Raw genomic sequence first — 12,978 nt, 5'->3', positions numbered from 1 at the left:
CCTCCTTATTTGATTTGTTTTAGGACGACTTTCTTTCGTTTGAATGGAACTTTTCCACTTTTCTCCTCCGCTAGATTGGTCTGGTAACTCATAGACAAGAGGAGACCGACACCAATGAGGTTGCTAATAATTGCGGAGCCCCCTTGAGAGATGAAAGGCAGAGGAATCCCTGTCAAAGGAAGTAAGCCTGTCACGGCACCGATATTTTCAAAGATATGGAAGAGCAACATCATGATAAATCCAGTCGAGATATAGGTGTAGAACTGGTTGTTTGACCTGAGCGTAATCTTCAACATACGATAAATAAGAAGCAAGTACAGGGCAACTACAAAGACTGAACCAATAAAGCCAAAGTCTTCAGCAATTACGGTGAAAATCATATCGCTCTCGCGTACTGGAATGAGGAGATTGGACACATTGAAACCTTGTCCAAACAAGCCACCACTTCCAATCGCAATTTGTCCCTGCGCCTGTTGATATGTTGTTGTTTGTGCAAAGTCAAAGGGATTGAGCCAAGCCAAGATGCGGTTGATCTGGTAGGTTGGCATCCCAATCTGATGCAAGAAGGCACGTCCATCCTTGCTTATAAAGATGGCCATGAAGCCTACAACTGCAGTCACTCCTGTCGCAAAAACAGGAATGATAATCTTCCACGAAACACCTGAAAGGAGAACCATACCGGAAAAAATAGCTACAAAGACCAAGGCAGTCCCCAAGTCACTTTGTAGGGCTAAGAGGATCAAGACTGGTATGGTAAAGGCAATCATCCAACCAATCAATAGGAAATCCAAGGGAATAGTTCGTCGCCATTCCTTGTGTTTTTGAGTGAATCTTACAATGGCTCGAGCCAACATCAAGATATAGGAAATCTTCATGAACTCCGATGGCTGAAAGAGTGTCGTTCCACCAATCGATACCCAGTTCTTGGCACCTGTTGACGCTACAAGATTTGGATTGTAGAAAACAAGAGGTAGGATCATCAAAGCTAGCCCTAGACCATAAAGATAGGGAGTCACCTTCCATAAAAACTCGGTATTAAAGAACATGACCACAAAACCAATGACAAGGCCCAAGGAAATCCAAGCGATTTGCTGACCTAGAATTGGTAATACATTATTTGGATAGTCATGACTAACTGCTATATAAATGGCCACTACTCCAATCACCAGTAAACAAAACACTGGTAGGAGGAGGCTATAATCGACTCGAGAGTCGAAGGAACGTTTCATATTTTTTACCTTTTCTCTTTCTTGGATTTTTCTTTCATTCTATTGCGACGAGATTGGAGAAAATCAGCTACAGCAGGCTCTAGCTGTTCTCTAGAAAGAACCTGAACAGCCCTTTCTTTTGACAAGGCCTGGGCGATTTGTTTGCCGTAACGCTTGCTAACGACACGACTGTCTAAGATAACAGCAACCGAACCTTGGTCAGATCTTCTAACAGTACGGCCCAGAGCTTGTTTTAGCCGAATAATCGCCATCGGTAACTGATAATCATAGAAAGGATTTTTCCCTTCTTGACGCAGTTCCTGGTTTAATTTTTTTGTTAACGGTTCTTGGGGATTTTGGAAAGGCAATCTCGGAATCACTTGGATCACGCAAGGATGGGTTGAAAAATCAACCCCTTCCCATAAACTACCTGTTCCAAGTAAGATCTGGCGTTCACCTTTTTCAAAACGTTTTTTCAGTTGGCTTGGTTCCCCATTTTTATACTGAGCTAGATGCGGTTGGTCGAGCAGGTCCGAAACTGCCAGCAGCATTTCTTTTGAAGTAAACAAGACCAGTATGGGTTCTTGAAAGGCTTGTAACCTTCGGATAACAGAAGCCACTTCACTAGCATAGTCAACAGGTGAAACTTCTGTCACAAGAGGAAAATCATCGACTAGAAAGACTTCTTGTTGCTCCTGTTTTGCTACATCAAGCCTAACAAGCGGAGCATCCGGAAATCCCAATAAATCTGCTAGGGAAACCCGATTGCTGATTTCAAGAGTGGCCGATACTCCTAGGAGCCTACAATCTTCTGGCAATAAGTCTGCTAGTATAAAGCGGCCTTTTTTACTTGAACAAATCAAGACATCCTTGCTCGATTTCTCTGCTGTAGCAAGCCAAAATTCACGGTCCGAGGTGAAAAAGTTTGCAATCTCTCTATACTCTGGGAGAGCTAGCTCCGAAAAATGCTGGCGCAACTCTTCAAGAGAATCCAACCACTTTCCATTCTTAAGGCCTGACTGGTAGTGCTCCATCAAGTAACGACATTCAAAGCCGATACTCTCAAGCAAGCGTTTCTGAACCAAATCTTCCTCTGTCTCCAAGGACTTATCAAGCTGGGTTACAAGATCCTCAAGACGATAAGCCTGCTGGGCTAGATTTTCGAGAGCTAGCAGCATTTTTTGAGCCTCATCCAAGATTACTAAACGGTTATCGACAAACTCTGGATTGTCTTCCAAACGAGTGACCAGATAAGCATGATTGGTCAGAAGAACACGACTGGTTTTTGCCTTTTCCTGCCCTCGTTTCCAAAAATCCTCTGTGGCAAATAAACTTTTCTTTGAAAGCTTGCCATCGTGGACTAGTTCTGGCAGAAAATGCTGATAGCGATAAAGTTGCCCTATTTCGTCCAAGTCACCTGTCTCTGTCTCTGTTAGCCAGATAAGCAACTGCATTTTAAAGCGTGTGAAAAGGCGATTGGACTCCAGTCGATGGAGAACTCGGTGAAAGGCATCCAGTTTTAAATAATTTTGAGGCCCCTTGAGACTATGAATTTCCAGATGGAAGACCTCTTTTAAGCGCTGACCTTCTTCTTGCATGATTTGATTTTGAAGAATTTTGGTCGGAACGCTCACTAGGATTCCAGCTTCACTCTCCGAGTTCAAAGCTGGAAGGAGATAACCATAAGTCTTGCCCAGTCCCGTTTGGGCTTGGATAAAGGAAGTTTGGTGTTCTTCCAATAATTGCTCAACCTTCTCCGCAAAATCCAGCTGCTGTGGACGTTCCTCCAGCCCCAATAAAGAAATGTTTTTAGCAAAGTCTTTGGATAACTTTTGTGGGACTAAGGCTTTGCTTTCCTTTCTGAGGAAAAGCCCATGAAGTTCCATCAAGTCGGGCGAAGATAAGAGAGATTGTTGCTGATAGACCTCCTCAATCACCAGATAACTTTCATAGAGAAGGTTGTCTGCAAGTTTTAGCAAGCTTTCTAAGAGCCCTTTTGGTAACTCAAATAGTTTTTGACGCATGTAGAGCAAGAGTTCAGCTGTTGCCTGAGCATCTGACAGGGCAGTATGGGCATGTTCCAGCTCAATGCCCAACTCTTGACAAAGGATACCTAAGTTATACTTTTCAAACTGAGGATATAGAACTTGGGCAAGCTCAACTGTATCCACCCGCGGTGTACGCAATTCATATCCTTCAAAAAAGAGAAATTCTGCAAGAAGGTTGGCATCAAACTGTACATTGTGCGCAACAAAAATACCGTCCTTAACCAATTCAAAAATTTTTCCGGCCACCTGAGAAAACTCTGGTGCCGCAGCCAAACGCTGATCGGTCAGACCCGTTAATTCTTTGATATGAGAATCCAAGGGTTCATGGGGATTGACATCGGTCGCATACTGATCAATGATTTCACCATTCTCAATCACCACAATGCCTACTTGAATAATTTTTGCCTTGCTTCCGGTGCTGGTCGCCTCTAAATCAACGACCACATACCGATCATTTCTCGCATTCATCATTAAAAATTATATCAAAAAAAGCATGATTTGACACCCCTCAACTTTGATAACAATCTCGCTTTCCTTGCGAGTTTGAGTAAAAATCAAGACCTTAAAAGTGAGAATTTCACGCAAGTTCAGCAGTTGGTCGCTAGTTCTGAGGTATTTGAAAACCTTATCAACAAAGCTACATCAACATAAAAAGGCAACCAAGGTATTAGCTGCCTTTTTGAGATATTTTTTTCATTGTTTTCGGAAGAGCTTTACTAATTTCGGTAGGCAAGACAAGGTAGTTTTCTTGAGCTAGTTCTTGCGCAATAGCTGAATGAAGGTGAGTTGCTGCCACCACTCTCTCATAGAGACTGACTTGGTGAAACTGACCTGCAAAACCTGCAATCATCCCAGCCAGAGTATCTCCCATCCCACCAGTTGCTTGATAGGGACCTCCAACCTGTAACTGATAATATTCAGACTGACCAGCTTTCCAGATACGAGTCGCTGAACCCTTCTCGACTAGAATCGTCCTTTGAGGAAAAGCAGAAAGAGCCCTAGCAGTCGCCTCTGTATTTTGATGGTCAAGAACTATACCAGACAGTCTTTCCCATTCCTTTTGGTGGGGGGTTAGGATGAGCTGACTAGATGGGAATGTCAAATGAGCTTTTGCTAAGATGCCCAAAGCACCGCCGTCTACAATCAAAATCTGGTCTTTTCTAAGGCTGTCACAGACCCGTTTTACAAGTTCTTCTCCAAATGCATCCTCTCGCAAACCCGGACCTAACAAGACAACTTCTGCCTTTTCCAACTGCTCTTTTAACAATTGCTGGTCTTGAAGAGAAAATGCCATGGCCTCAGGTAAAAGACTGTGCAGAGCCGGAATGTTCTCCTTATCCGTACCAACAGTCACCAAACCTGCCCCACTTTTGACAGATGCAATAGCTGACATGATGATAGCTCCCCCATAAGGATAGGTCCCTCCCAGCAAGAGCAGGCGCCCGTAATCTCCTTTATGACTGTGACGAGAACGTTCAATAATGACTTTTTCTAGTAAAGCTTGATCAATCACTTTCATCGATTTTTCCTCAACTATCCTTTATCTGATTGTTTTAAAACAACTTGATAGACTTTCTTAGTCCACTCTTCTAAGTCTTCTCCAGCATAGTCAAGATAATGCACCCTATCTTGTATTTTAGTTGGAATAATATTTTCAAATTGGCACTTATTATGAGTTGGAATAATGCAAATATACAACTCACTTAATAAATTAAGCATGTCCTTAATTTTTGCAACATGGTAACCATCAAAAATATAACCAGGAACTTTAATCAAATCTGTATAGATAAAATGAAAACTTACTCCAGGAATAAACTTGTCTTGTAATTCTTCCTCTGAAGGAGCTCGATCTAATAAACGCTCCATCGCCAATCGATAACCAGAACTTGTATTTGACCATCCTAACATGACATAGTCAAAATAATCTTTCGGATCAGATGCAGCATTTCGACTATCCAAAACCAACTCCTCAGCACCTTTCCCAAAAGCTTTTACAGCAGATAAGAGCTGGCCTGTTTTAAAAATAGAAATCGCTGCATCTATAGTCGTAGTATGACTACAGTAGTCTGAAGTCACTAACTTCTTATGTAGATCATAAGTCGAAGCTACTCTTTTATCTGTAGGGATAAATGGTGGAAGAAAGAGATGCTGACAGATGTAATCTAAAATTTCTTCTTTTAAACAAGAATCAGCACACTCAATACTTGTTTGACGTTTATGAAGTTTTTCGTAAGCTATAAATTTAGCAATTTTTTCTAATTCCCACTCTTGAATATTTGGATAATCAATTAGTGCTAAGTAGTATATTCCATCCCATTGTAAACTATATTCCCCATTATAAATTTTTAAAATCATCTAATCACCTCACTCCATTATACAACAAAAAGGTACACACCTTGCAATTTGGATTACTATTTTTCTGTCTAACTTTTGGGGTACAATTCACCTCTCTTGCTTACACCTATATAAAACTGGAGAAGACCATGATTGTCTTCTCCAGTTTTTAGATGCCATCAACTTACAATAGTTGAAAAAGAAACCAATTTTTAATCATCGACTAATATCTACAAATAGGATGTCATTAGACGCTGAGACTAATCTTCTTTGAGTTTTGCAGTTAATAAAGCTGCTGACAAGGCCAAGGTAACACCTGCCAAGAAAACAGCTGTTTCTGACTGTTTTTCACCAGTTTCTGGCAATCTCTTGTCTTCCTTAGCAACTTGAACTGGTGTTTCTGGAGTCTGAACTTTTTCTAACGAACTTAGTTTAAACTCTGGTTTTTCTACTGTCGGTGCTGGTTGATTACCTACTGTAGCTAGAATACCACGGTACTCTGGAAGTTTATGTTCTAGAGCCATTACAGCATTAACGCCACCCTTAAATTCAGGTTTCTCAACACTTGGTACTGCTTGATCTCCTACTGTGGCTAGAATTCCTGTGTATTCTGGAACTTCATTTACTGCTGCTTCTACAAAGTTAGCACCTCCTTTGAATTCTGGAACTTCATTGACTGGAGCAGGCTCCTCGCCTTTACTACTTGAAATAGATGCTTTCACTCCTACTTCAACAATGCGATCCTGAGCCTTTCTTTCTTCAGAATGAACAAGACTTCTAGTAGTACCCAAAACTTGAATATAGTCAACTTTTTCTCCATCTTGTCCTTCAGAAACGATACGACGTTGACCTTGAGCAAGTTCAGGGTTTTCACGAATAACTTCTTTAAACGGAAGCGGAGTCTTTTCAATTTCCAAACTTGGAGTTTCTACTACTAAGTTCTTAACGCCTTCTGTTGGTGTTGTTTGGAAGGTAGACTTAAAGTGTAAACGATATTCTTTCACCAGATTTCCATCTTTGGAAACAAGACGAACCAGTGTTGGAAGATTGGCATTTCCAGAATCCACAACTGTAACTACTCCATGTCCACTAGTTGTTGCAGTGACTTTTGGTTTTGAACCCATTGTTGTTAGAGTGTAATCTGTCACATTTGGATCAAAGTTTTCCAATGCTTTTCCGTCGATCGAAATAGTCGCTGATGGTGTTTCCACTTCTGCTCCCTTGCCTGCAGAGTAGGCTGTAAATTCTACAAGTGCAAGACCATTGGTAGTAGCCTTACGAGTCATGCGAGCACGAATTGCTGTCGTTTGAACCGGATCAAAATTAAACTCGATTGGTTTACCAGCTACTAATTCTCCAGAAGCTTTGTAAGGAATAGGTGCCCAATTTTCTGCCTTGTTGAATGGATGGTCAGCATTTTCTTCATAACGAGAAATCGTACTTGGTTCTGTAAAGGCAGGGCCAATATATCTTTCTAGAACCATTTTCTCTGGGGCATCTGTTCCACTATCTTTAAAGAACTGAATAGCTACTTTTCCAATAGATTGGGTGGCAATTTTACCGTCCTTCTTAAAGAGTAGTCCGACAGAAGTTTCTTCATTTTTCGGAGTACGAGACCAGTTTGTCCAACGTCCATCTTCATTGTATTTTCCATCATTGATATAGAAAATTCGATCATGTGAAGCTGCTTGTGTATCGTTCGTTGTCGAAGCAAAGGCTTTAGAATCCGTTTCATTGTTGCTTGGATTTTCTGAAATGACTTGATTTCCTTTAGAAACAACTGTCACCTGCATTTTAGTCGTTAGATTTGTACCAATGACATGACCGGTAATTTCAAATGTTCCCTCATGCTCTGTTGCATGTTCAGGAATAGCATCCCATTTCACTGCCAGTTTATCTGTAGTCCAAGTAGTTGAAGTTGGGTAATAAACAGTGACTTCTGAAGGAAGTTGAAGAGCATCTCCAACATTCAAGATTTTAGCACTATTTTCTGCAGCAAGAGGTTGACTAGTTTCTCTCTCATCATTGCGGAAGATTCTATATTCTTTCAATACCGTACCATCTTCTGCTTTTAAGATGAGACGTGTTGCACCTTTTGGACTGGTTGCAGGAACAACTGTTACCAAACCATTATTGCTAGCTGTTGCAGTGATTTCTTTGCTAGATTGAGGAATATAGTAATCGGTCTTAGATGGATTAAAGTGTTCAAGATCCTTGCCATCTACCTTGATAGAAATCTCTGAACTTGTAGAGCTTACTACCTTGTTTCCAAGGACAGTTAGCTCTGTCAGACCAACACCTGAAGTTCCATCAGCCTTCTTCATACGAATACGAACAGCATAGGTTTCTACCTTGTCAAATGTGAAGTGATTTGTTTGAGTTGCAGATAGCTGACTTGGAGCATGTAAGTTTTCAACTGCTTTCCAATTGTCTGGATTGTTAAATGGATGATTGCTAGCTCGTTGCGCATGACTGACATCACTTGGTAAATCAGGAATTTCTTTACCTACATAATATTCAACTACATATTCTTTTGGAAGACCAATTGCTCCATCAGTATAGAAATCAACCGACAAATTGTTGACAAAACGTTTCGTCAAGTCTCCTGAATTACCAAATAAGATAGAAGCCCAGTCATTATCAGTATTTGTTCTCCAAGTTGTCCATCTATTTTTAGTATCTGATGGCGTTCTTGATACAGTCAAGTCGTTCAAGGTATTGGCTGAATCATCTCCACCTGTATTGGATACAATGGCAGCTGGTAATTGTGAACCTGTCCATTGTTTAGAGATATTATTTCCAGCAACCACTTGACTAGACACTCGAACATGAGCTTTAGTTGTCAGATTGCTACCTACTAAACGACCATTGATTTCATAGACCCCTTCAGTTTGACTAAAGTTAGCTGGAACCTGATCCCAAACAACATCTTTGTAGATAGTTGTTCCGTTAGAATGGTAAGTCCGGACATTGGCTGGCAATTGAACCGTCTCACCCTTAGGTACTGTGAGGCTGATTTCCTCTGAAACTTGCAATCCTTCAACCGTTACAGTCGCTTGTGCTTCGATATCTGTACCTTCCACATGTCCTTTAAGCGTAAAGCTATGATAGTGCCCCAACTCTTTTTCATCTACCTTATCCCAAGTTACAGATACTTTGCGTGGTAAGCCCTTATCAAATTCTGCTCCAACTTCTTTAGGTAGATTCGGTTGCTGATTGATGTCTGTAGAAACAGATACAGGATGCAGTTTCACAATCTTCTTGTTAACTTTATTTTCTTTAATCACTACTTCAGTAGTTAAAGATTCTGTTTTCTCTGTTTGATTATCGATTCGAGGTGTCAAAGTCACTCTTCCCTTAGTATAGAGCAATAGATTCTGACCATTCACCTCAAGATGTCCCCCATCAGATGATTTAGCTTCTAAGTGAATATCTGAAGCCGAAAATTCTGTTTGTGAACCATCCTCATAACGACCAATGACGTGATAAGTTAATACTTGATCTTCAGTGGCAGTTTCTTTTCCTTCTACAACCACTTCCAAACGTTTCAAAGCAGGAGCTTCCTTCACAAACTGAATTAAGTAAGTTTGAACCAAGTCACCCTTTTGGTCACTCAAGAAGAGAGAAGCCTGATAACCATTATCAGCAGAAGCTTGCTGAACAGTTACTTGATATCCGGTACTCTGAGCTCCAACACTTGGAATTGTTCCAGTGTAAGGAAGAGATACACGGTAATAGGTCTTGCCAGACTCAAAATTCTCAAGAGCTTTATCCCCAACAGTAAGTCCTGTAATGCTACTTGTTGTTTCCTTACTACTTGCGATAAAGGTTGCAGTCACTTCACGGTCGTCATCTACCAATTTACCAGTAGCCTCCGTACGTCCACCTTCCTTGTTCAAAGCAGCAGGGTCTTTCAAGGTCCAAGAAACAACATCAGTATCAATCAAGCTACCATCTGTCAGAACAGCAGTGACCGTTTTATCCAAATCAGCAGCATTCGTTCCAACTGGGACTGTAGCAACTTTTGGTAACCATCTATCTAAAGCAATCACTTTAACAAGTGCCTCAGCTGGGGTTTCCAAACCTTCCACTCGTCCAGAGACTTTCTTTTCACCTGCACTTGTAAGCAAGTCTGATGGCACGTCCCATGTTACAGTCTTTTCCTCAACACTACCATCGCTATAAATAGCTGTTACTGTTTGAGGCAATTCAGGATTTGTTGTCACGTCAGTTGTTGCTTTTACAGGAGCAAAGGCTACAAAGTGACGGTTTTCTTTCTTACCAGACACAGTTGCGACTGTTGCGCTATCAGAAGTTAAACCAGCAGAATCTGCATAAAGAGTAAATTTACCTTCTTTTTCTGTTGATTTTACAATGACAACCCCTTTACCATTGAAAGCACGTCTTTGCCATGTTCCATCTGCTTGAGCTTTGTAGCGTTCACGACTAGCTTGTTCTCCATTATCCACACCAACGATTTGTCCCTGACCATGAAGATTGAAATGAACAAGATTGTTAGCTGTTGGAACCACATTCCCATCACCATCAACAATTTCGTAATGGATGTAGGATAGGTCTTTTCCATCTGCAGTGATAACATGCTCTTCTTTAGTCAGACGAACTCTTGCTGGCTCCCCAGCAGTTGTCACACTATCACGCGCAATTTCATTCCCATTTTCATCTCGAGCAATCGCAGTCAGTGTACCTGGTTGGTATTTCACAAGCCACTCAAGATACAATTCACTTGGTTTAGCCCCCTCATGATATGGACGTCCATCTTCTGTCGTTTTCTTAGTAAATTCCTTTTTACCAAGTGACTCTCCATTTAAGAACAATTCGACGCTTGCAGCATTTGAGAAGGTACGAACCGGAACCTTTCCATCAACCAGCATCTTGCGTTCCTTAAGGGTCTCTTCAGTCCAGTTCCAATGTGGTAAAATGCGAACAGTTGGCTTTTCTTTAGCACTATACCATTCACTACGGTAAAGGTAGAAATCATTCTTTGGTAAACCAGCTGTATCAATAATACCAAAGTAAGAGCTCTTGACAGGTGTACTATCTTGGTTATGCCATGGAGTCGGTTCTCCAATATAGTCAATTCCTGTCCAGATAAATTGTCCAGCATAGCCAGCACGATCACGGTCAAAAGTCCATGATTCAGTAGCTGTTCTTCCCCATCCAACACGGTCATTACCATAGTCAGATTGTTCATAGTGACGATTTGGACGATTGTCATGTCCAAGGATTTGAGCAGGGTTATAATAAGAATCACGCGTTCTAGTAGCTGAAGAGGTTTCAGAACCATAAATGAGCCAGTCTGGATGAGCACTACGAACCGCATCATAAAAACGTTCACCATAGTTCATACCGACAGCATCCATGATTTCTGCGAGTTTCAAGAAATCACCTGTCGCTGCACGACTAAATTTATTTTCACCCATGGTGACATAACGTTCAGTATCAATCGCCTTGATAATAGCCTTCAGACGTTTAGCTGTCTCGATAGAACGAGGACTACCATTTGCCTCCTCTACCTCATTTCCAAGAGACCACATGACGATAGACGGATTGTTCTTATCACGTTCTACCATTGTTCTGAGATCAAAATCAGACCACTTCTCACCCTTCTTAGCCTCCGGATGAGTTGCATCTTGATCAAAGAACCGTCCATAGTCGTAAGTCTTCTTGCCACCATACCAAGTATCAAAAGCTTCCTCTTGAACCAAGAGACCTAAACTAGCTGCAGCATCAAGCAACTGAGGACTCGCTGGATTGTGGGTTGTTCGAATAGAGTTAACCCCCATATCTTTCAAGAGTTTTAATTTACGATAGGTAGCCTTATAATTCTCTTCTGCCCCCAAGGCTCCATTGTCATGGTGAATACTTACTCCGTGGAATTTCATGCGTTCACCATTCAGAGAGAAACCTTCCTCAGCAGTCCAATTGAAATAACGGTAACCAAATGTATCTTCTGTTACATCAACTAGTTGACCTTCTTTATAAACCTTTGTTTTCAACACATACAGTTGAGGATGATAACTTTTTGTCGTCCAAAGAGTTGGTTTATTAACTAGGATTGTTTGTCTGAAATCTGCAGTTTCATTTTCTGCTAAATTCTTCGTTTCAGAGCGGACTAATTCTGAAACAACCTTACCTTCCTTAGTAAAAATTTGTTGTTCCACAAAGACTTTAGCAGCCTTCTTATCCGTATTTTTAATCTTACTTTGAACCTGTGTTTCAACATTCCCTTCTTTTTGCTCAGCAAGTTTTGGAGTAGTGATATGATTACCATTTTCGGCAACATGGACTTTATCACGATAACTCAGGGTTACATCACGATAAATCCCACTTCCTGAATACCAACGACTACTTGGTTGCTTATTGGTCACTTGAACAGTAATTGAATTTTCACTACCATCCTTGTTTAAAAATTCTGTGATATCATATGAAAAATGATTATAGCCACTTGGATAATGTCCGACAAATTTACCATTTACATAGACTTCTGAATCCATGTAAACCCCATCAAAATTGATACGAACATCCTTATTCTTGTCAGCTTCATTTAATGTGAAAGTCTTACGATACCAAGCTGTTCCACCATTTAACTGGCCACCCTCATTACGCGCGGGAGATTTGTGATCAAAGTCAAAATAAATACTCCAATCATGAGGAAGATTCAATTTAGACCAATCATGAACATCCACATCTTTTTTTGAAAAATCTCCTTGGGCATTTAGTTTAAAATACCAATCTTTATTAAAATCTTGTTTTCGTTCCGATAATAGCTGTTTTTCCTTTTCAACTTCGGCTTTGTTTGACTCTCTAGACAGCACTTGCGATTTTTCAGAAGAAGATTTGATCTCTGTGTCTGCTTTCACTTGGTCCTTTTCAGAAGTTTTTTTAGAATCCTCTTTTACTTCTGTTCCAGCTTTTACTGCAGATTCAACAGGCTTTGGCTTTGCCTCTTCAGATTTCTGTTTGTCCTCAACCTTAGTTCCTTCTTCTACTTTATTTGGAGTTTCCCCTTTAGGACTAACCAATTCACGACTACTCTCGTTAGTAGGTGTAGTAGGTTCTGTATCCTTAGTCACTTTGTCTTCTGCCGATTCAGCTTTTGGTTTTACAAACTCACGCCCACCATTCTCATCAGCCTTTGCAATAGCAGCTACCACATCATCGGGAAGCTTATCTAAAGGTTGAGCTTGATGAACAGTTGTTTCTTCTGTTTTAGCATTGGATGAATCCACCTCCTCAGCTTGTACAGCAGAAATACCAAATATACTAGCCCCAATCATTACAGATGCCGCACCTATTGCAAATTTACGAATGCTATAATGACAACGTTTATCAAAAAGTCTTTTGTTCATTAAAATCCTCATTTCTTT

The 12,978-nt window shown here is 40.7% G+C and carries 5 protein-coding genes; all 5 read right to left on the bottom strand.

What is annotated here, in order from left to right:
- Positions 1 to 5: 5 nt before the first annotated feature.
- Positions 6 to 1,229 carry an FtsW/RodA/SpoVE family cell cycle protein gene (locus ACORHV_RS02955; protein WP_000830415.1) on the bottom strand — a complete coding sequence of 408 codons (1,224 nt, stop codon included), beginning with the start codon at positions 1,227 to 1,229 and terminating at the stop codon, positions 6 to 8.
- A 5-nt stretch (positions 1,230 to 1,234) separates the two neighbouring features.
- Positions 1,235 to 3,724, bottom strand: coding sequence for a bifunctional DnaQ family exonuclease/ATP-dependent helicase (locus ACORHV_RS02950; RefSeq protein WP_434399030.1), 2,490 nt, complete (start codon positions 3,722 to 3,724; stop codon positions 1,235 to 1,237).
- 199 nt (positions 3,725 to 3,923) lie between these two features.
- Positions 3,924 to 4,775: an NAD(P)H-hydrate dehydratase gene (locus ACORHV_RS02945; RefSeq protein ID WP_000863000.1), complete on the bottom strand. Its 852-nt coding sequence runs from the start codon at positions 4,773 to 4,775 to the stop codon at positions 3,924 to 3,926.
- Positions 4,776 to 4,789: 14 nt separating this feature from the next.
- Positions 4,790 to 5,611, bottom strand: coding sequence for a hypothetical protein (locus ACORHV_RS02940; protein ID WP_000601053.1), 822 nt, complete (start codon positions 5,609 to 5,611; stop codon positions 4,790 to 4,792).
- A 239-nt stretch (positions 5,612 to 5,850) separates the two neighbouring features.
- Entirely contained in the window at positions 5,851 to 12,960 is a 7,110-nt protein-coding gene (locus ACORHV_RS02935) for an SIALI-17 repeat-containing surface protein (RefSeq protein ID WP_434398747.1), read from the bottom strand.
- Between the last annotated feature and the right edge of the window lie 18 nt (positions 12,961 to 12,978).

The organism is Streptococcus sp. KHUD_016, from assembly GCF_051106465.1.
Lineage (GTDB): Bacteria > Bacillota > Bacilli > Lactobacillales > Streptococcaceae > Streptococcus.
This window is presented reverse-complemented; position numbering and strand designations above follow the sequence as displayed.